Below are 21610 nucleotides of genomic sequence, written 5' to 3'. Positions count from 1 at the left end.
AAAAAGAGCGCCAGGAAGGCGCCCCATTTAATAGTCTTTTTATTTAAATTCATTCGTTAAGGCAAGGACATCCTTTTTAATTTCTGCTAATCTATCATCATTATCATAGTTCTTTAATGTTTCATACATAAATTCACCGATCTGTTTCATCTCTTCTTCACCCATACCCCTGGTTGTTACAGCTGGAGTTCCAATTCTAATTCCACTGGTTACAAAAGGGCTCCTGGTTTCAAAGGGAATAGTATTCTTATTAACAGTAATTGCAACTTTATCTAAAGCCTCTTCAGCTTCTTTACCTGTAATATCCATATTAGTTAGATCAACTAACAGTAAGTGATTATCTGTTCCACCAGAAACAAGTCTCATACCATAATCCTGTAATTTTTCACCTAATGCCCTTGCATTTCTAACAACTTTCTCCTGATATTCTGCAAATTCTTCGCTAAGTGCCTCTTTAAAGGAAACCGCTTTTGAAGCAATAATATGCATTAATGGTCCACCCTGAATTCCAGGAAAAATAGCTTTGTCAATCTTTTTGGCATACTCCTCTTTACAGAGTATCAAGCCACCTCTGGTACCTCTTAAAGTTTTATGAGTTGTTGTCGTAACAAAATCAGCTTCTTCCACAGGATTTGGATGAAGACCAGTTGCAACAAGCCCGGCAATATGAGCCATATCAACCATAAAGTAAGCTCCAACTTCATCAGCAATCTTTCTAAACTTCTTAAAATTAATAATCCTGGGATAAGCACTTGCACCTGCAACAATCATTTTAGGTTGATATTCTTCAGCAAGCATCTTAACCTGTTCAAAATCTATAACTTCTTTGTTCTTATCAACACCATAATGAACAAAATTATAATATTCTCCAGACATGTTAACAGGACTACCGTGGGTTAAGTGACCTCCATGGGTTAAATCCATTGCCAGGACAGTATCTCCAGGTGAGAGAGTTGCAAAATAAACTGCCTGATTGGCCTGGGAGCCTGAATGAGGCTGTACATTAGCATGGTCAGCATCAAATAGTTCTTTTGCTCTCTCAATAGCAAGCCTTTCAGCTTTATCAACCACTTCACATCCACCATAATATCTCTTGCCAGGATAACCTTCAGCATATTTATTAGTCATACAGGAACCAGCTGCTTCTTTAACAGCTTCACTAACAAAGTTCTCGGATGCAATTAACTCAATATTATTATCCTGTCGATCCTGTTCCTCATTAATAATATCTGCAATCTCCGGGTCAACCTTTTTAATTTCTTTCAAAAAAATCATCTCCCCTTTATAACAGTTACATTAAAACTGTATTTATTATTTATTTATTAAATTAAATTTAATAAATAAATGGAAAAAAAGCCGGAGAGAAACTCCGGCAAATAAGTAAAATTTATTCAGGGCTAATAGCATCAACTGGGCATACAGGTTCACAGGCACCACAATCTATACAGGTATCAGCGTCGATAACATATATTGAATCTCCTTCACTGATTGCCTCTACAGGACATTCTGGTTCACAGGCGCCACAGGAAATACAATCATCAGAAATCACATAAGCCATTCAAGCTCACCTCCTTAGATGATCATTATTACAAAAATATGTTGATAAAATATCCACAATTCTATTGCTATTATATCTAGCATTCAGGCCAATGTCAATAGATATTATTAGTTATAATTTAAAAAAATCAACCTGGTTTAACATGCTCCTGCAGATAATTATATATTTTTTCTGCCGTTGCATCACTTATACCAGATACTTCAGTCAATTTTTCTATGCTGGCAGATCTGATTTCAGCCAGAGATCCAAAATGTTCGAGTAAGCTTTTCCGACGAGAAGGCCCAACCCCTGGAATTTGATCAAGCATGCTATGAGTAAGCCTCCGGCTTCTAAGCTTTCTATGATAATTAACTGCAAACCTGTGAGCCTCATCCCGAACTCTCTGTAAAAGATGAAGACCAGGTGAATTAACAGGTAAGATTACAGGCTCATATCGGTCTGGCAGAAATACTTCTTCCTCTCTTTTAGCCAATCCAATAATATCAAGCTGAGCCAGTCCCAATTTATCAAGTACTTCAACAGCAACACTAAGTTGTCCCTTTCCTCCATCAATCAAAATTAAATCAGGAAGTTTCCTGCCTTCTTCTAAAATCCGAGAATATCTTCTTTTTATAACCTCTTTCATACTGGCAAAATCATCAGGGCCAGAAACTGTCTTTATCTTAAAACGTCTATATTGGTCCTTGGCAGGCTCACCATGCTTAAAAACTACCAGAGAGGCAACTGTGTCTGTCCCCTGGATATTAGAAATATCAAAACCTTCAATATGAAATGGTTTATTCTCAAGTTCCAGATATTCCTGCAATTGGCTTAATTCTTTTGCAGACTTTTCCTGCTGATAACGCTTTTTAATTAATGATCTTTTTAAATTCTGCTCAGCATTTCTCCTGGCCATATCAGTTAATCTTTTCTTCTCACCTTTTTCAGGATAATGCAATCTAACTTTAAAACCTTTTTGGCTACTAAGAAACTCTTTTAGTTTATTTTGATTGACAGGCCTTTGATAAGTCAATATCTCTTCAGGTATATCCTGATTTTGAGTATAATACTGAGTAATAAAAGAACTGAGCAACTCCTCTTCTTCAGTATCAGCGGCACCTTCTAAAAGAATATAATCCTGGCCAATCAGTCTTCCATGGCGAACAATTAAAATCTGAGCACAGGCTGTATCACTTTCTGGCTCAGTTGCAATCGCCATTACATCTCTATTGCCATCATCACCAGTGATAATCTTCTGCTGTCTGGCCATCTCTTTTAAAGCTTTTCGGCCATCTCTATAAAAAGCTGCCTTCTCATATTCCTGATTTGCTGCAGTTTCCTCCATCTTTTCTGTCACCAGCTTAATCAGATTACCCTGCCTCCCGGCTAAAAAATCCGCAATCAATTCAATATCTCTACGGTACTCTTCTTTTGAGATTTCACCGATACAGGGTCCAGAACATTTATTGATATGAAAATTAAGACAGGGTCTGGATTCAGGTTTGCCTGCAATTATCTCTTTTTTACAGGTTCTCAATTTAAAGATATCCTTCAAAAGATCAATAGTTTTATAAATAGCATCAACATCAGCATATGGTCCGAAATACTTGTTACCATCCTTTTTAACTATCCTGGTCTTAAAGATCCTGGGAAAATCATCCTGGGTTGTTATCTTTAAATAAGGATAAGACTTATCATCCTTCAACCTAATATTAAATTTAGGATTATATTTCTTAATCAGATTAGCCTCTAAAATATAAGCCTCAACCTCAGTATCAGTAACAATATAATTAAAATCATCAATATGTCTGATCAGAATAGTATTTTTATAGGTATGATTACCTTTTCTAAAATATGATCTAACCCGGTTCCGGAGGGATTTAGCCTTGCCAACATAGATTATCTCCCTGGATTTATTCTTCATCAAATATACCCCAGGGCTATCTGGAAGTTCCTTTAACTGTTCTTCTATTTCAGCCATTACTAAATATCCCTCCGTTTTAAATAGTTATCCAGTTGCCTTATTTGATTTACTACCATTTAAAACCTGATCCAAAAAGTAGCCTGTGTATGAATCTTCAACCTGGGCAATCTCCTCAGGGCTTCCAGTTGCCAGTACCTGGCCACCTTTATCGCCACCCTCAGGTCCAAGGTCAATAATATAATCAGCAGATTTAATCACATCAAGGTTATGCTCGATTACAATTACAGTATTGCCACCTTCCCTTAAACGATGGAGAACTTTAAGCAGCTTCTTAATATCTGCAAAATGTAAACCAGTTGTCGGCTCATCAAGAATATATAATGTCTTACCTGTGCTCCGCTTGCCAAGTTCAGTGGAAATCTTAATTCGCTGGGCTTCTCCACCAGATAAAGTTGTTGCTGGCTGTCCAAGTCGAATATACCCGAGACCAACATCTTTAATAGTCTTTAAACGCCTCTGAAGGGGTGGTATATTCTCGAAGAATTCAAGGGCCTCACTAACAGTCATATCTAAAACATCTGCTATAGTCTTGCCCTTATACTTGATCTCAAGGGTCTCACGATTATACCTTTTGCCTCCACAGACCTCACAGGGAACATAAATATCTGAAAGGAAATGCATCTCTATTTTAATAATACCATCACCACTACAGGCTTCACAGCGGCCACCTTTCACATTAAAGCTAAATCGTCCTTTCTTATAACCTCTCCGTCTGGACTCAGGAGTATCAGCAAAAAGCTTTCTGATATAATTAAATACCTTTGTATAAGTCGCCGGGTTGGATCTTGGAGTCCTGCCAATCGGAGACTGATCAATATTGATAACCTTATCAAGCTGATCAATCCCCTCAATCTCATCATGATCTCCTGGTTTATCAGTAGACTTATAATATTCCTGCATCAACCTTCTCTTCAAAATATAATTAATAAGAGTACTCTTGCCAGAACCAGAAACTCCAGTTACACAGGTAAAAGTTCCCAATGGAATATCTACGTCAATATTTTTAAGATTATGCTGTCTGGCACCTTTTATCTTTAGATATTTACCATTTGGCTCATATCTCTCTGCTGGAATTGGAATCTTTTCATCGCCTCTTAAAAACTTGCCAGTCAGAGAATCTTTAGCCTTAATAATATCATTTAAATCTCCGCTAGCCACGACTTCACCGCCGTTTTTACCGGCACCTGGGCCAATATCAATAATATAATCAGCAGCTCTAATTGTCTCTTCATCATGCTCGACAACAATCACAGTATTACCCTGATCTCTAATATGCTCAAGAGTCCTTAATAACCTGTTATTATCTCTCTGATGAAGTCCAATACTTGGTTCATCAAGGATATAGAGAACTCCCATCAAACCTGAACCAATCTGGGTTGCCAGCCTAATCCTCTGGGCTTCACCACCGGAGAGAGTTCCTGCTGACCGATCCAGAGTTAGATAATCAAGGCCAACATCATTCAAAAATGTAATCCTATTCTTAATTTCTTTTAAAATCTCTTCACCAATTTTTCTCGATCTATCATCGAGGTTTTCATCAATCTCATCAAGAAAGTCCAGGGATTCTCCAATTGACATACTGGTAAATTCAGCAATCGATTTCCCTCCGATTGTAACCGCCAGAACGACTGGCTTCAACCGCTGACCTCCACAAACCTGACAGTGCCGTTCGCTCATATATTTTTCAAGCCGTTTATGGGAACCAGGTGAATCTGATTTATTAATTCGCTCTCTTAAATAGCCAATAATCCCCTTAAAAGTCGTCTTATGCTTTCTAGTTCTGCCATATCTATTAGTATAAGGAAATTCAAGCTGTCTATTAGAACCATTGAGAATAACCTCTACTATTTTCTCAGGCAATTCATTAATTGGTGTATCCAGTGAAAAATCATATTCCTCAGCCAGTGCCTCTAGCAGCTGAGGATAATATCTACTTGAAGAGTTAGCCCAGGGGATTATTCCACCATCTGAAATCGGCTTCTCCCTGTTTAATAACAAGTCTGGGTCAAATTCCTTCTTTATCCCGAGGCCATCACAGTTAGAACAGGCACCATAGGGTGAGTTAAAGGAAAACATTCTAGGAGTTAATTCTTCCAGGCTAACCCCACAGTCCGGACAGGCAAATTTCTCGCTAAAGGTTAATTCATCACCATCAATCTGATCAATAATAACCAGACCCTCTCCATTCTCCAGTGCCGTCTCAATAGAATCAGCCAGACGATTCCTGATATCTGAACGGATCTTAAGCCGATCAACAACTATCTCAATATCATGCTTATAATTCTTATCCAGCTCAATCTCATCTTCCAGAAGATGATTCTCCCCATCGACTCTGGCCCTGACAAAACCATTCCTCCTGGCCCTGGCCAGAACTTTACGATGCTCACCTTTCCGACTCTTCACAACAGGAGCCAGAATCTGAATCTTAGCGTCTTCTGGTAAATCCAGAATTTGATCAACTATCTCATCAACAGTCTGGGAGGCAATCTCCTTGCCACAGTCCGGACAGTGAGGAGTACCGATCCTGGCATAAAGCAATCTCAGGTAATCATAAATTTCAGTAACTGTACCGACTGTAGACCTGGGATTATTCTGAGTCGATTTCTGGTCAATAGAAATAGCCGGGGATAACCCCTCAATATAATCAACCTTAGGCTTCTCCATCTGGCCTAAAAACTGCCTGGCATAGGCAGAGAGGGATTCCACATATCTCCGCTGGCCCTCAGCATAAATCGTATCAAAGGCCAGTGAAGATTTACCTGATCCACTGAGCCCGGTAATAACAACCAGCTTATCCCTTGGTATTTCAACATCTATCTTTTTCAAATTATGCTCACTTGCACCTTTAACAATTATTTTATCTCGAGACATTAATTTCACCTCATCTATATTTAAGCCCAAAATTATCGGCTTTCTAATTCTGCTTCAATCTCTTCAATTTCATCTCTTATCTGGGCAGCAATCTCAAACTCTAAATTATCAGCAGCATCTTCCATCTCTTCCTCAAGATCAATCATCCGATCTGTCAGTTCCCTGTCAGTCATTGCTGTAATATCAACATCTTCAGTCTTATCTCCATCTTCATTATCAAGATCATAGGTCAGATCTTCATCTTCTTTAACGACCATCTCAACTGGCTTAACAACTTTTCTAACCGGTTTCTTGATAGTCTGAGGAGTTATATTATGTTCCTCATTAAAAGCCTTCTGGATCTCCCGTCTTCTATCAGTCTCAGCAATCGCATTCTTCATTGAGCCAGTCATCTTATCAGCATACATAATAACATAGCCTTCCCGATTTCTAGCGGCACGACCAATAGTCTGAATCAATGACCGTTCAGAGCGGAGAAAGCCTTCCTTATCAGCATCAAGAATTGCAACCAGGGCAACCTCTGGCAGATCTAAACCCTCTCTCAAGAGATTAATTCCAACCAGCACATCAAATTCTCCTAATCGGAGATCTCTAATAATCTCTGATCGCTCAATCGTATCAATATCAGAATGGAGATACCGGACACTAATGCCTGATTCAGCCAGGTATTCAGTTAAATCCTCAGCCATATTCTTGGTCAGAGTTGTAATTAAAACCCTCTTGCCTTTATTATCAACAACATCCCTGATCTCGCCAATCAGGTCATCTATCTGATTCTTTGTTGGCCTGACTTCAATCTCCGGGTCAACCAGCCCGGTAGGCCGGATAATCTGCTCAACAATCTGCTGACTATGCTCTCTCTCATAATCAGCAGGAGTAGCTGAAACATAGACAGCCTGGTTGACAATCTCCTCAAATTCCTCAAAATTCAATGGACGATTATCCAGGGCAGATGGCAACCTGAAACCATATTCAACCAGCTTCTCCTTCCTGGAGCGATCACCGGCATACATCCCGCCAATCTGAGGAATAGTCTTATGGGATTCATCGATCATCACCACAAAATCATCTGGAAAATAATCGAGTAATGTCTTCGGCCTGGAACCAGGAGGCCGCCCGGCCAGATGCCTGGAATAATTCTCAATCCCAGAACAGAAGCCCATCTGTTCAAGCATCTCCAGGTCATATCTGGTTCGCTGCTCCAGTCTTTGAGCCTCAACTAATTTATCCTGGCTCCTTAATTCTTCAAGCCGCTCATTTAATTCTTCTCTAATAGTCTCAATTGCTCTCTTGGTCTTCTTCTCTGGAGTAACAAAGTGACTTGCTGGAAAAACAGTAAACTGCCGGTGCTCATCAAGAATCTCGCCAGTCACCGTATTTATTTCTGTAATTCTATCGATCTCATCACCAAATAACTCTACTCTAATTGCAATATCCTTATAGGCTGGAAAGATCTCAATCACATCCCCTCGAACCCGAAAATGGCCCCGGGAAAAATCTATATCATTTCTGCTATACTGCATCATTGAAAGGTCTCTGACAATATCATCTCTTGGCATAATCTTGCCAGTTTCAAGCTCGCAGGAAAGTTCCAGATAATCCTCTGGTGAACCCAGGCCATAGATGCAGGAAACACTGGCCACAATTAATACATCCCTGCGCTCAAATAACGAACTGGTAGCTGCCAGCCTTAATTTATCAATATCCTCATTAACAGACGAATCTTTCTCTATATAAGTATCAGTATGGGGCACATAGGCCTCTGGCTGATAATAATCATAATAACTGACAAAATAACCAACTGCATTATTCGGGAAAAACTCCATAAATTCACTGGTCAATTGAGCAGCCAGAGTTTTATTATGGGCAATAACAAGAGTCGGCCTGTTGATCTTTTCAATAACTGCAGCCATTGTATAAGTCTTGCCAGTACCGGTAGCACCAAGCAGAGTCTGATGACGATAACCCTTCTCTAAGCCTTTTACCAGATCTTTTATAGCATTTGGCTGGTCTCCCTTTGGACTATAAGGAGAATGTAATTCAAATTCTTTTTCCTCCATCAAATAGGCCTCCTCTTAATTTCAAGTTCTATTTATATTATAGTATAATACAAATGTTTGTCAAATACCATAAGTACCACTTTCAATATTATATCAGTAATTATTATCAATTTAAAGCTATTTTTATTATTAGCACAAAAAATTGGCCTTCCCATCAACAGGGAAGGCCAGGCAGGAGTTATCAGGTTTGGGGTTTGGGGGGAAATCTTATATTAAATGCCGTCAATTGTTTCAAAAGAATTAACAGCATTAAGCTTAACTTTACTATTAAAATCATTCAATTTAGAACGTTTATAATTAATATCCTCTATCATTTTAAATTGGGTTAGACCTTTCATATTCATTAAATCATCCCCTTCATTTAGCTTGTATCTATATTATTTTAACTTATTTACTTAACTTAAATCTATTTTACAATAACTTAGTAAACTTGTCAAGTATAAAGCTTAAATTAACTTATTTTTTTATTCGAATATTGATTAATAATCTCATCCCTTAACTCGTCCATCTCTTTTTCTAAATCAAGAAGCCTTTCTCCAATCGGATCAGGAAGATCAGCATGATCAAGATCCCTGGCAGCATGAATCCTCTGGCCATCCTTCTTAACAATCCGACCAGGAATTCCTATAACTGTAGCATTGGCCGGTACCTCAGATAAAACTACTGAACCAGCACCAATCTTAACATTATCCTTGACCTCAAAGGACCCTAAAACTTTAGCACCAGTCCCGATCACAACATTATTTCCTATAGTCGGATGACGCTTACCTTTCTCGTTACCGGTACCTCCCAGGGTAACACCCTGATAAATAGTAACATTTTCACCAATTACAGTAGTCTCGCCAATTACTACTCCCATTCCATGGTCAATAAATAAACCACCTTTTATCTCAGCACCAGGATGAATTTCAATCCCGGTTAAAAACCTAGATATCTGAGAAATAATCCTGGGAATAGTTCTTAAACCTACTCTATATAGTTGATGGGCCAAACGATGAATTATAATCGCATGAAACCCTGAGTACGCAATTAATGCTTCAAATACATTATTCACTGCTGGATCCCTTGAAAAGATCGCTTTAAAATCAGCTTTTATCCTGGCAAACATTTAAGAAACCTCCTAATATTTTAAAGTATACTTTCTTACTTGGTTTTATTATTATATCAATATTAACTCATTATAGCAAGTAATAAATTTACTAATTCTAGTAGAAGATTCGCTGATTTGTTGCTACCATTTAAAGTTTATATTCAATCCTATTATATATCTAGATCCTATATTTGCAAAATAAAAAAATCTCCACTGGAATTAATCTACCAGTGGAGATAACTAACTGCTATTAACTCTTTTTACTTTTCTCTAATATAAGTTCAGTTCAATTTAGGGTTAAGTTCGATAAAGCTTCGGTCTAAACTCGGTCTAGTTTCGGTTTAAATTCGGTTGAGCTTCGCTTTAAATTCGGTTTAATCTCGGTCCAACTATGGTTATATATCCCGATTTATTTTTAATTCAATTACCAAAACTATTAATTAAATCTAATCCTGATATAAACATCCTCCAGGACTGCTCCGGCTTTGCTCCGGGATTGCTCCGGGATTGCTCCGGGACTGCTCTGGGATTGCTCCGGGACTGCTCCAGCTCATCTCTAACCAAAATCTATTACAGCAAAATTAAAGATGCTTAATTACCTCTTAGTTATATCAAATGACATAACTAAATGTAAATAGTCGGGTAGTGCAAGCAATCACTCTATATATCAAGATTTCTCTTTATCTCCAGCCCGGCTTCAGTTATAGCAAGGCCTCCTTCAGAAGTCTCCTTCAGTGATAAAGGCAGCTGATCACCAATATCTTTCATGGCAAGAATAACATCATCAGCCGGTATCTTGCTCTCAATCCCGGCCAGGGCCATAGTAGCTGCAGTAATAGCATGACTTGCCGCAAACCCGTTTCTTTTAACACAGGGAACCTCAACCAGACCAGCAACTGGATCACAGACCAGCCCAAGTAGATTCTTTAAGGCTAGCGAAAAACCATGACCGATCATCTCCTTGCTGCCATTGCCAAGATAAACTGCAGCTCCTGCTGCCATGCCAGCTCCAACACCGCATTCTGCCTGACAGCCACCAGCAGCTCCTGCCAGAGTTGCTTTCTTAGCAACAACTCTACCTAAAGCAGCGGCCACAAATAAACTTTCAACAAGTTTATCATCAGAGATATTATTTTCCTCAGCAATTGCAAAGATAACTGCTGGAACAATACCGCTTGCCCCAGCAGTCGGACTGGCAACAACTCTCCCCATACAGGCATTAACACCACCAACTGCTATCGCATTTACTGCTGCCTGCTGATGAATACCAGTATTCCATGAAGACTGAAAGCCTTCTAATTTAGAAGCCTCACCACCAACTAAACCACTCGGTGATTTAATATCCTCAGCCTTACCATCTTCAATTGCTTTTCTCATAACTTCTAAATTTTCCTGCATCTTAGCTTTTATCTCAGTTTCAGTTTTATCAGTAGTAAAAGACTCAACTTTAATTATCGCCTCAACCAGATCACCATCAAATTCTTCAGCCAATTGGAATAACTCTTTAACTGAACGATATACTAACTCCATCTGCTCTCCTCCATTTATAATGCTGGTATATATCTGACTTTCTCAATATTATTAGTATTCTTCAAATGATTAAGAGTATACTTTGAAACTTCCTGATCAAGCTCAATAATAGCTGAAGCAACTGTTCCCTTAATCTTACGAAAATCCTGCATGAAGGCAATATTTAAATTATAACTCCCCAATATTGATGTAATCAGACCAACCATGCCTGGTTTATCCTGATGAATAAGCCAGATAGTCGGAAGCGAACCAGTTATATTAACTTTATAATCCTCAATTTTTGTTACCTTAACATTACCGCCACCAACAGAAGAACCAATAACAGTCAGACTATTCGCATCATTTTTCATAGTAATCTTAACGCTATTGGGATGGGCATCAGGTAACTTAATATTACTAAAATTAATTTTCACTCCATTATCATCAGCAAGTTTTAACGATTCCCTGATTCTAGGATCATCAGGTTTAAAACCAAGTAATCCACCAACTAAAGCCTTGTCAGTCCCGTGCCCTTTGCCTGTACTGGCAAATGAACCATGGAGACCGATCTCTGCTTCCTCTATCTTCTCATCAAAAATCAACCTGGCAAGCCTTCCTAACTTGGCAGCTCCGGCTGTATGTGAACTGGAAGGGCCGATTATAATCGGCCCCATAACATCAAAAAGACTGGACATTTAATTCCTCACCTCTTAATTATCATTTTCCATATCTTCTTCAATTCTCTCAATCTCTTGTTCACGATGAGCTATCTCTTCTAACTCTTCTTCAGTTAATTCTGGCAGAAAATCCTCTGGTTCTGGCCAGTAATTATTTTCAAGGTAATAAGCCATTAAATCGACTGCAACATCAAGCTGATTATCAGCCTCTGGATCATCTTCATCAGGAATAAATGGATAATCATAATTAGGCTCAATACCTATCTCATCAATCAAATTTTCTCCAGATGTATAATATCTGGCAGTTGTCAGCCTTAATGCTGAACCATCTTCAAGTGGAAAAACACTCTGAACTGTGCCTTTACCAAATGTTTGACTGCCAAAGAGTTTGCCTCTTTCCTGATCCTTAATAAATCCAGCAACTATCTCAGAACCGCTGGCACTGCCCCGGTTTGTCATTACAATTAATGGCAGATCAGAGGTCATAAAATCTCCATCAACCTCATAAATCTGGTCTTCACCTTCTCGCTGTCTGACAGATAAAACTGTTCCACTCTCAGCAAAGAGGCTACTTACCTTAACTGCTTCATCTAAAATTCCACCAGGATTATTTCTAAGATCAAGGATAATCGCCTCAACTCCCTCATCTTCAAGCTCAAGTAAAGCTTCCTCAGTCTTTACACCTGTCTCCTGGATAAACTGACTAACTGAAAGATAACCAACATTATCATAAATTTCTGTTTCAACAATCGGTACTTCAATAATTGCTCTGGTAATCTCAACTTCTATCAGCTCATCTTCGCCTTCCCGGTCAATTGAGAGGGTTACGTCAGTTCCTGGTTCTCCACGCATCAAGTCAACTGCTCTCTCCTGAGACATATCTTCTGTCTCCATACCGTCTATTTTAGCAATGATATCTCCAGCCATCAGACCGGCTCGCTCGCCAGGAGTATTGGAAATTGGAGAGACAATAGTTAATTGTCCATCCCTTATTGTTATCTGAATTCCTATACCGCCAAATTCACCTTCAAAATCTTCCTGCATATCTTCATATTCTCCAGAAGACATGAAATTCGAATAAGAATCAACTTCTGATAACATCCCATCAATCGCACCATTAATTAACTGATTTAATGAGATATCTTCAACGTAATAATTATTGATTAACATTAAGATATTCTGGAAATTCTGGATCGTTCCATGTTCCGTCATAGAATTTTCATTAGCCAGGCCAACCCCGGCAGTTATCATCACTATAATTATCAGAGTAACTGCTATCTTCTTCATACTACTTTTAAACATATTATACCACCTATCCTTTAATTTTTAATCCCATCTATTAGCATTATTAAAATAAAATGAGGCAAAACTTTTATTCTTTTCCATCTTGCAGGCTCCTGAAAAAGCCTGTATAACCACTCTAAATATATTTTCTGAACCCAGCCAGGGGCTCTTTTTTTCTCTCCTGAAATAACATCAAAACTTCCACCTACAGTTAAAGCTACTTTAAAATCCAACTCATCTTTATGCTCTGATATAAAATACTCCTGTCGGGGAGCTCCCATGCCTACCAGCAATAAATCTGGTCTCTGCTGATTAATATCTGCAATAACCTCTACCTTTAACCTTGCATCAAGATAGCCATGGTGACAGCCACATATATCAATGCCTGGATAACTTCTCATAAGATTATCTCTAGCTTTCTCAACAATTCCAGGTCTTCCACCTAAAAAATAAACAGAATAATTTCTCTCAGCTGCCAGTTCTATCAATGCTTCCATTAGGTCAAAGCCTGCAACCCTTTCCTGAAAAATTCTTTTTTCTGGAAGCAGTTTAGACGCCATTAAAATCCCACTGCCATCAGGGCTGCTCAACCAGGCAGAATCAATGATTTCATTTAATCGTGGATCTTTCCTGGCCTGCATTACAATCTCGGCATTAGGAGTTACAACATATTTCGAATCATAACTATCTCCAGATAGTTCCTGATCAATTTTTCTAATAAAACCAGCCTGATCAAGAATATTAAATTTAACTCCTAAAATTCTCTGAGTCTCCATCAACTAAGCTCCTCTTTATTAATTAAAAATTTGAGTTAATATATTTTCCAGTTCATTGCTTTTATCTCTAGCAAATCCTTCCAATCTCTCTGATTCCACCAAATGATTATCAAAATTGTAAGAGAGTCTCTCATAAACCTTTTCAGGTATAATAAATTTAGTGCTTCCAGCTGGCTTTTTTTCTAATTCAGATAAATAGCTATCAATTTTAGGATCATAACTAATCCCAACAAAGGGAGTCGCTGTAATTGTTGCATAGATTAAAGAATGAAGTCTGACCCCTAAAAGAATATCTATCTCCTCATAATAATCAATCATCCTGGCAGGATGTGATTGAGCTTTAAGTAAATTTATCCTATCAGTATTTAATAATTCAGAAAGTCTCTTTGATAACCTTTCATCCTCTCCTTTATGAAAAGGAATCAAATGTATCCTCAAATCCGGATAATCTTCAATTAACTGATTAACTCCAGCAGCTAAAGGCTTAATATAAGCGTTATCATTCCAGGGTCTAACTGAAATACCTAAAGTGTTATCTTCAATTACCTCACTTCTATTAACTTCTGCTGAATCATCCAATAAAAAAACAGGATCTACTGATTTTATGATTTCATCTCCAGATAGTCCAATTCCCTCAAGTAATTCTTTAGAGTTAATATCTCTAACTGAGATAAGGTCTACCTTTTTTAAAGTCTTCATTGTTGCCAGCCTAACAAACCTGTTCTTTAAAGGGCCAACACCCTGGCAGAAAAAGATAGACTTTTTCGATAAAATTCTTGCCAGTTGCAGCATCGATAAATAATAAAAAGGAGATTTTAGACTGGTAACATCCTGAAGAAGACTTCCGCCACCAGAGATAAATAAATCCGTCCCCTTAAGAACAGAGATTATTTCAGGAAGATTATACCTGCCAGTTGCTTTAACATCATATCTCTTGCTAGTTATTTCTGGCGAACTGGAAAGCACAAATATCTCAATCTCACTGTTAAAATTTTTAATAGCCTCAATAATACTATATAGAATTGCTTCATCACCAATATTATCATAGCCATAATAACCTGAAATAACCACTCTTTTCATTATATATCGTCTCCCTGTTCCAGATAAAAGATGAAAACTTTATTAATCATATACATAATAATACCAAGAACAACTGCAACAGGTAGAGCCAGCCAGTAACCATGCCAGGTTCTAATCAGACTAATCACCAGGGGAGTATGGAGATGAGAAAAACTATTAGCAATTGTAATCTGACCGATTGTAGCCATAATCACTGCAAAAAGTCCTAATAATTTATAGGGAAAATATTTAAAAATAACCGGTAGCAGAAATAAAAATGGATGTCCGAATAAAAACTCTTTAAATCTCGGTCTCACTACCAGTAATTCCTCCAGTAAATCTCTGATAACTATCTCCCAGGCAGGTACAGGTATTAAAGGAATATTACCTGTTCTCCCGATATAAATTATCAAACCAACCATAACCAGCCCGGCCAGAACAATATGTTTTAATCTAATTATTAAATCCAAAAACTTCTTTGATTCAACAATCAGATCATCAAGCGTAATAATTTTATATTCTTTAATCAAATAATAAATTGCTGTAAAAATTAAAGGCATTAGGAAAGCAACCTTTACTCCTCTAAAAGACTCAATCTGATTATAAAACTCAGTACTGGCCAGGGTAATATTTAAGAAAATACTACCAGCCAGAGTTATTCCTACCGCCTGTATTAACTTAAATCCTGGTCTCCCATTAAGTATATCAACAATATAAAAACTGCTCACTGCTGGAGCAAGAACTGCCAGCCCTAAAGCCAAAAACTGTCGTAATATATTGCCAGAAACAACAAAAAATAAAAGACCCGTAGATATCAGAAAACCAGCCGCTAAAAGACTAAAAATCAAATTCTTCCACCTGGATGCAAATAATTTGTCTGCAAAGAGATATAATAATAAAATAATTGCAATTACAATCGAAGCCAGTCTCCAGTTTGCCGGCCCAGACTGGATTAATGGACTAACATTACCTGGAATAAAACCAGCAGTATCAAGCTGGTCCGAGATACCTTCAATTAAGCTCTTTTGCATTCCAGCCAGATCATCTCCAGTTCTAGAAATAGGAAATCCTCTCAAATAAAGATACCTAACGTTCCTATCTCTGGCAGCCCTAACATAACGGTTAACTATTCTATCAATATCATATTTCTCCATCTCATCCTGCTGAATACTATGAACCCTAACAACATTATCTGGAGCAATTTTAGCAAATGCCCTGGAGCCATCCTGATCGGCAATAAATGGCTCAATCATCCCATATTTAATTCTGGACTCATTAATAAAGCTAGCATTTTCTTCAATATTTCCTGGGAAACCACCAACTTCATCACCACTAAAGATAACTGATTCGGCTCCAATACCTGAAGCCTCATCGTATAAAGCCAGATTCAACTGATCATCAGGCTGGTTTTTCATCCTGACAAAAAGATTCAAACCTAATTCATCGGCTTCAGCAGCAAGTTCCTGATCATACCCAGGAATTAAATTTTCAAGTTCCTCATACCAGGCAGGAAAAAGTACAATCATCCCATTTTCATATTCCATTGTTTTTACATTATAAAGTTCTTGCCAGTAATCCAATATATTTTCTGCCCGCAGAGTAACTTCTTCATCAAAAAAGAGCAGGGCACCATTACGATCAATATTATAATCCTCAGCAGCTAACCTGGCTCTTAAATCTTCAGATAAAGTTGAAATCCCTGCTGAACGCCATAAAGCAACCTGGCCTCTATCAATTAAATCTTCAATTGTTTCAGCAGGCAAAGCCAGCCCAGTAAGCCCCGCTTCAATTAATTCTTCTAAATTTAAATGGGTATACCTTAATGTTAAGTCATTAAATTCACCAGAATCTAAAATCAATTCATAATTTTTATTATTATTATCATATTCTATCCGTTCCATTAAAAACGGTATATTTAAAATTAAAATTATTGCAATGGCTACTAGCACTATCTTTTTCACTGCTGATCCGCCTTTCTATCATAGAGAAATGCTTCAATAAACTCATCGATATTTCCATCCATTACTTTATCGATATTCCCTTCTTCAACCCCGGTCCTGTGATCTTTGATTAAATTATAGGGATGGAAGGTATAAGATCTTATCTGACTTCCCCAGGCAATCTCCTTATAATCGCCTCGAAGTTCTTCAATCTCCTCAGCTTTCTCTTCCTTTTTTAATTCAATCAATTTAGAATTTAAAATCTTCATAGCCATAGATTTATTCTTATGCTGAGATCTCTCATTCTGACACTGAACAACAATACCAGTAGGTTGATGAGTAATCCTAACAGCAGAATCAGTCTTATTAACATGCTGTCCTCCAGCGCCACTGGCTCGATAGGTCTCAATCTTCAAATCACCATCATCAATATCAACCATCAAATCCTCATCAATCTCAGGAAGTACATCAACTGATGCAAAGGAAGTATGTCGCCGCCCTGAAGAATCAAAGGGAGAAATTCTAACCAGGCGATGAACCCCGGCCTCACCTTTTAAGTAACCATAAGCATAATCGCCTTTAACCAGAATCGTAACCCGTTTAATCCCGGCTTCATCTCCTGAAAGAAAATCCAGAGTTTCTGTAGAAAAACCTCTCTTCTCAAACCATCTCTCATACATCCTGAGTAACATCTGGGCCCAATCCTGAGATTCAGTGCCACCAGCTCCAGGATGTATAGAAAAAATAGCATTATTCTGATCATATTCTTCAGTGAATTGAAGTTTCAATTCAAGCTTATCGATTTCATTTTCCAGTTCCTTCAATAAAGCTTCCAATTCAGGCTTCAATGATTTTTCGCCCTCCTGGATCAATTCTTGATAGACCCTTGCCTCTTCAAATTCAGCATCTAATTCCTGAATCAAATTTAACCGATTCTTAATTCTATCTAAATTTTTAGCTATCTTCCTGGCCTTATCATTGTCATCCCAGAAACCAGGAGAGCTCATTTTATTCTCCAATTCCTCTTTTTTTTCAGCTAAAACTGATTGGTCAAAGTAAATCCCTCAAGTTATCAAATTTATTTTCTAATTCATCTATTTTTTCACCATAATCCATTCAATTTAACCTCCACAACACCTTTTGTATTTTTCCCCACTACCACAGGGACAGGGATCGTTTCGTCCAGGCTCATCAGGTTTAACAATAGGCTCCTGTTTAGTCTGCTGATTCTTATTAGCCTGTATCCTATCTTTTTTAGCCTGTAGATCCTTTTTCTGTTTCTCAATAATATCTGGTTGAGCAAAGTTTAAGTTATCCCTGGAAACAGGACCAGCCTGTCTGGTATCTGCTCCACCTTTTATCTCAATCTTAAGCAGAGTCTTAACTAAATCCTGTCTGATCGATCCAGTCATTTCCTGGAAAAGGTCATATGATTCAAACTTATATTCAGTAAGAGGATCTTTCTGGCCATATGCCCTTAAACCAATCCCCTGTCTCAATTCCTGCATATTATCAAGATGGGACATCCATTTTCTATCAATGATTCTAAGAGCAATGTGTCGTGCCAGATTATTAAAATCATCGCTCCCAATCTCCCGCTTTTTCTTATCCAGTGCTGCCTGAGCTGAAAGAATAATTTTATCTAGAACCTCTTCACTTTCCATATTCATTAACTTTTCATCATCAGCATCAAGATTTATATTAAAGTTATTAAGAGCTTTCCTAAAACCTTCCAAATCCCAATCACTTGGATGGAGATCTTCTGACATATACATATTAATTAAATCATCAATAACCTTTTCAAGCATTTTATTTACCTGATCAAGAAGCTGGTCAGTCGTTAAAACTTCCCGGCGCTGGTTATAAATAACCTCTCTCTGCTTATTTAAAACATCATCATATTCCAGAATAGCTTTCCTGATCTCAAAGTTTCTATCTTCTACTTTCCTCTGGGCACGCTCAATAGCAGAAGTTATCATCTTATGCTCAATTGGTTCACCTTCATTAAAACCTACTTTATCAAGGATTCCACTAATATTATCAGAACCAAATAATCTTAAAAGGTCATCTTCTAAAGATACATAAAATTGAGATGAACCAGGATCACCCTGACGTCCAGATCTACCTCTAAGCTGATTATCAATCCGGCGACTCTCATGGCGTTCAGTTCCTAATACATGGAGACCACCAAGTTCTTTAACTCCATCACCTAATACAATATCAGTACCTCGACCGGCCATATTAGTAGCGATAGTAACACTCTTTTTCTGCCCGGCATATTTAATAATATCTGCTTCCCGTTCATGATTTTTAGCATTTAAAACTTCATGGGGAATAGAGCGTTTCTTAAGTCGACGACTTAAATTCTCAGAATCGGCAACAGATACAGTACCGACAAGAACTGGCTGTCCTTTCTCATATCTGGCTTCTATATCATCAATAGCTGCTCTAATCTTCGTCTCTTTATCCTGATAAACCAGATCAGACATATCATCTCTTATCATTGGTTCATTGGTAGGTACAACAATAACTTCCATACCATATATCTTTATAAATTCATCTTCTTCGGTCTTAGCAGTACCGGTCATACCAGCCAGTTTATCATACATTCTAAAATAATTCTGCTCAGTAATGCTGGCAAAGGTCTGGGTTTCACGCTTTACCTGAACCCCTTCTTTAGCCTCAATGGCCTGGTGAAGTCCTTCACCAAAACGGCGGCCTTCCATAACCCGGCCGGTAAATTCATCAACTATCTTAACCTCACCATTTTTTACAATATAGTCAACATCTTTTTCCATCAAAGTATGGGCTTTTAAAGCATTTTTTAAACGAGTATTTAACTGAAAATTAGTGTCATCATATAAATTATCAATATTCAATAGATTTTCAACCTTATGAACGCCATCTTCAGTCAGATTAACCAGATTACTCTTTTCATCTATCTCAAAATCTTCTTCTTCATTTAATTTAGGGATTATCCGATTGAACCTTTTATAGTCCTTACTGGTATCCTGGGCAGGACCAGAAATAATTAGAGGAGTCCTTGCCTCATCAATTAAAATCGAATCCACCTCATCAAGAATAGCATAATGATGACCTCTCTGTACCAGATTTTCCTCTTTATATGCCATATTATCACGAAGATAATCAAAACCAAATTCATTATTGGTACCATAGGTTACATCACATTCATAAGCTTTACGTCTTTCATCAGGTTTCATGTCATTTAAAATAACACCGACAGATAATCCTAAAAACCTATAAATTTGCCCCATCCATTCACTATCACGTTCAGCTAAATAATCATTAACAGTAACAACATGAACACCATTACCTGAGATTGCATTTAAATATACAGGCAGAGTAGCTGCCAGTGTCTTACCCTCACCGGTCTTCATCTCAGCAATTTTACCCTGATGAAGAGCGATGCCTCCTAATAACTGAACATCGAAGTGGCGAAAACCTTCATTTGTAGATCTCTGTGAGGCTTCTCTAACAACTGCAAAAGCCTCAACCAGTAAATCATCTAACGACTCACCATCTTTGTATCTATCTTTAAATTCCTCAGTTTTGTTCTTCAACTCCTGATCAGACAGTTCCTGCATTTCCGGTTCTAAATCGTTTATTTCTTCAACAGTCGGCCATAATTTTTCTAGTTCTTTTTCATTGGGATCTTTAAATAAACTTTTTAAAAAACCTAACATAAAATTTTAACCACCTTATTTTTAAAAATAATTTTACTATGAAAAATGCCAGGGTTGTGGGCACCCTGACATTTTTAGATACACATATTTAATTATATCACCTTTATAACCCAAACTCAATTAAAAAGTAGGTTCAATAAGACCATAGTCCCCATCTCTTCTCTTATATACAACATTTACTTCTGAAGTCTCAGCATTTGAAAAAACAAAGAAATCATGATCTAAGAGATCCATCTGCATGCAAGCTTCCTCAACATGCATCGGTTTAACTGGGAATCTTTTGGTTTTAACAACTCTTGGACTAAACTCATTACCAGTATCCTTTTCTTTTTCAATATTAATCTCTTCTACACCTTTATTTAAAACTTCCTCAGTTCTTCTCTTTTTAAACGCTTCTTTTTGTTCCTGACGGTTCTCACGCATACTCCGCTTTATTTTGGTTTTATATTTTTGGATTTGAGATTCTAATTTTTCTAAAACACCGTCTATAGAAGCATACATATCACCTGTTTCTTCTTCACCTCTTAATATTAAACCACCAACAAAAGCTGTAACCTCTACTATGTGGCGTTCTTTTTCTACCTCCATAGAAACTTGAGCTTCCATTGGTTCTTTATCAAAATACTTCTCCAGCTTCTTCCCTACTTTTTCTTCTGCATATTCTTTTAGGGCAGGAGTAACATCAACATTCTTTCCATATGTCATAATTTTCATAAACAAACCACTCCTTTCCAGTATCGTTTCCCGGCTAGATAAAGCTTTCCCGGTATATATATAACTTCTACATTCATCATAAATTTCCTGCATATTTTATGAAGCTATTCGATTAATTTCGCATTAAAAAAGCCGGCTATCTATAAAGATAACCGGCAAGGTTGCTAAATCAAAAGTCTATTTAAATAAACTTTATAATTTTACAACGTTCGCTGCCTGCGGACCACGATCGCCTTCAACGATCTCGAATTCTACTTCTTCGCCATCTTCAAGGCTCTTAAAGCCTTCTTCCTCAATAGCTGAAAAGTGAACAAAAACATCGTCTCCGTCTTCTCTTTCAATAAAACCGTAACCTTTTTTCGCATCAAACCATTTTACTTTACCAGTGTAAATCATTTTAATAAA

General features: G+C 37.6%; 17 protein-coding genes. All 17 read right to left on the bottom strand.

Annotated elements, in window-relative coordinates; all coding sequences use genetic code 11:
• Positions 1-39: 39 nt before the first annotated feature.
• On the bottom strand, positions 40-1266 hold the full coding sequence (locus I0Q91_RS01500) for a serine hydroxymethyltransferase (protein ID WP_270452407.1): 1227 nt from the start codon (positions 1264-1266) through the stop codon (positions 40-42).
• 121 nt (positions 1267-1387) lie between these two features.
• Positions 1388-1558, bottom strand: coding sequence for a 4Fe-4S binding protein (locus I0Q91_RS01495; protein WP_270452406.1), 171 nt, complete (start codon positions 1556-1558; stop codon positions 1388-1390).
• Positions 1559-1685: 127 nt separating this feature from the next.
• A complete protein-coding gene (gene uvrC / locus I0Q91_RS01490; RefSeq protein ID WP_270452405.1) occupies positions 1686-3518 on the bottom strand; it encodes an excinuclease ABC subunit UvrC in 1833 nt (610 codons plus the stop codon).
• Between the two features lie 27 nt (positions 3519-3545).
• Positions 3546-6392, bottom strand: coding sequence for an excinuclease ABC subunit UvrA (gene uvrA / locus I0Q91_RS01485; RefSeq protein ID WP_270452404.1), 2847 nt, complete (start codon positions 6390-6392; stop codon positions 3546-3548).
• Between the two features lie 32 nt (positions 6393-6424).
• A complete protein-coding gene (uvrB, locus tag I0Q91_RS01480) occupies positions 6425-8452 on the bottom strand; it encodes an excinuclease ABC subunit UvrB (RefSeq protein WP_270452403.1) in 2028 nt (675 codons plus the stop codon).
• 212 nt (positions 8453-8664) lie between these two features.
• Positions 8665-8790, bottom strand: a complete 126-nt coding sequence (locus tag I0Q91_RS01475; RefSeq protein ID WP_270452402.1) for a hypothetical protein — start codon at positions 8788-8790, stop codon at positions 8665-8667.
• 113 nt (positions 8791-8903) lie between these two features.
• The gene (gene cysE, locus I0Q91_RS01470) at positions 8904-9560 is read right to left on the bottom strand and encodes a serine O-acetyltransferase (protein ID WP_270452401.1); all 657 of its coding nucleotides are present in this window, start codon (positions 9558-9560) and stop codon (positions 8904-8906) included.
• A 642-nt stretch (positions 9561-10202) separates the two neighbouring features.
• Positions 10203-11072, bottom strand: coding sequence for an L-serine ammonia-lyase, iron-sulfur-dependent, subunit alpha (gene sdaAA / locus I0Q91_RS01465; protein ID WP_270452400.1), 870 nt, complete (start codon positions 11070-11072; stop codon positions 10203-10205).
• A 14-nt stretch (positions 11073-11086) separates the two neighbouring features.
• Positions 11087-11746, bottom strand: a complete 660-nt coding sequence (gene sdaAB, locus I0Q91_RS01460) for an L-serine ammonia-lyase, iron-sulfur-dependent subunit beta (RefSeq protein ID WP_270452399.1) — start codon at positions 11744-11746, stop codon at positions 11087-11089.
• 15 nt (positions 11747-11761) lie between these two features.
• On the bottom strand, positions 11762-13030 hold the full coding sequence (locus tag I0Q91_RS01455) for a S41 family peptidase (RefSeq protein ID WP_270452398.1): 1269 nt from the start codon (positions 13028-13030) through the stop codon (positions 11762-11764).
• Between the two features lie 17 nt (positions 13031-13047).
• Entirely contained in the window at positions 13048-13788 is a 741-nt protein-coding gene (locus I0Q91_RS01450) for a WecB/TagA/CpsF family glycosyltransferase (RefSeq protein ID WP_270452397.1), read from the bottom strand.
• 18 nt (positions 13789-13806) lie between these two features.
• Positions 13807-14868 carry a polysaccharide pyruvyl transferase CsaB gene (gene csaB / locus I0Q91_RS01445; protein WP_270452395.1) on the bottom strand — a complete coding sequence of 354 codons (1062 nt, stop codon included), beginning with the start codon at positions 14866-14868 and terminating at the stop codon, positions 13807-13809.
• Positions 14868-16808 carry a DUF5693 family protein gene (locus I0Q91_RS01440; protein WP_270452394.1) on the bottom strand — a complete coding sequence of 647 codons (1941 nt, stop codon included), beginning with the start codon at positions 16806-16808 and terminating at the stop codon, positions 14868-14870. Before I0Q91_RS01440 ends, csaB begins: the two co-directional genes overlap by 1 nt.
• A protein-coding gene (gene prfB / locus I0Q91_RS01435) for a peptide chain release factor 2 (protein ID WP_427854490.1) occupies positions 16805-17903 on the bottom strand; the annotation gives its coding sequence in 2 pieces (ribosomal slippage) (positions 16805-17851 and positions 17853-17903; 1098 coding nt in all). Before prfB ends, I0Q91_RS01440 begins: the two co-directional genes overlap by 4 nt.
• Before the next feature lie 5 nt (positions 17904-17908).
• Positions 17909-20491 (bottom strand): preprotein translocase subunit SecA, encoded by a 2583-nt coding sequence (secA, locus tag I0Q91_RS01430; protein WP_270452391.1) that lies wholly within the window; start codon positions 20489-20491, stop codon positions 17909-17911.
• A gap of 120 nt (positions 20492-20611) precedes the next feature.
• The gene (hpf, locus tag I0Q91_RS01425; protein ID WP_270452390.1) at positions 20612-21205 is read right to left on the bottom strand and encodes a ribosome hibernation-promoting factor, HPF/YfiA family; all 594 of its coding nucleotides are present in this window, start codon (positions 21203-21205) and stop codon (positions 20612-20614) included.
• A gap of 192 nt (positions 21206-21397) precedes the next feature.
• Positions 21398-21598, bottom strand: a complete 201-nt coding sequence (locus I0Q91_RS01420; RefSeq protein ID WP_270452817.1) for a cold shock domain-containing protein — start codon at positions 21596-21598, stop codon at positions 21398-21400.
• Between the last annotated feature and the right edge of the window lie 12 nt (positions 21599-21610).

The organism is Halonatronomonas betaini, from assembly GCF_015666175.1.
GTDB lineage: Bacteria > Bacillota > Halanaerobiia > Halanaerobiales > Halarsenatibacteraceae > Halonatronomonas > Halonatronomonas betaini.
The sequence above is the reverse complement of the archived record's forward strand: the minus strand, read 5'-3'. Positions and strand labels throughout refer to the sequence as shown.

Coding starts and splice junctions, on each gene's coding strand:
- I0Q91_RS01475 (WP_270452402.1), bottom strand. CDS start 8,790: ATGAAAGGTCTAACCCAATTTAAAATGATAGAGGATATTAATTATAAA.
- sdaAA (WP_270452400.1), bottom strand. CDS start 11,072: ATGGAGTTAGTATATCGTTCAGTTAAAGAGTTATTCCAATTGGCTGAA.
- uvrC (WP_270452405.1), bottom strand. CDS start 3,518: ATGGCTGAAATAGAAGAACAGTTAAAGGAACTTCCAGATAGCCCTGGG.
- uvrB (WP_270452403.1), bottom strand. CDS start 8,452: ATGGAGGAAAAAGAATTTGAATTACATTCTCCTTATAGTCCAAAGGGA.
- I0Q91_RS01450 (WP_270452397.1), bottom strand. CDS start 13,788: ATGGAGACTCAGAGAATTTTAGGAGTTAAATTTAATATTCTTGATCAG.
- hpf (WP_270452390.1), bottom strand. CDS start 21,205: ATGAAAATTATGACATATGGAAAGAATGTTGATGTTACTCCTGCCCTA.
- I0Q91_RS01455 (WP_270452398.1), bottom strand. CDS start 13,030: ATGTTTAAAAGTAGTATGAAGAAGATAGCAGTTACTCTGATAATTATA.
- cysE (WP_270452401.1), bottom strand. CDS start 9,560: ATGTTTGCCAGGATAAAAGCTGATTTTAAAGCGATCTTTTCAAGGGAT.
- sdaAB (WP_270452399.1), bottom strand. CDS start 11,746: ATGTCCAGTCTTTTTGATGTTATGGGGCCGATTATAATCGGCCCTTCC.
- csaB (WP_270452395.1), bottom strand. CDS start 14,868: ATGAAAAGAGTGGTTATTTCAGGTTATTATGGCTATGATAATATTGGT.
- uvrA (WP_270452404.1), bottom strand. CDS start 6,392: ATGTCTCGAGATAAAATAATTGTTAAAGGTGCAAGTGAGCATAATTTG.
- secA (WP_270452391.1), bottom strand. CDS start 20,491: ATGTTAGGTTTTTTAAAAAGTTTATTTAAAGATCCCAATGAAAAAGAA.
- I0Q91_RS01495 (WP_270452406.1), bottom strand. CDS start 1,558: ATGGCTTATGTGATTTCTGATGATTGTATTTCCTGTGGCGCCTGTGAA.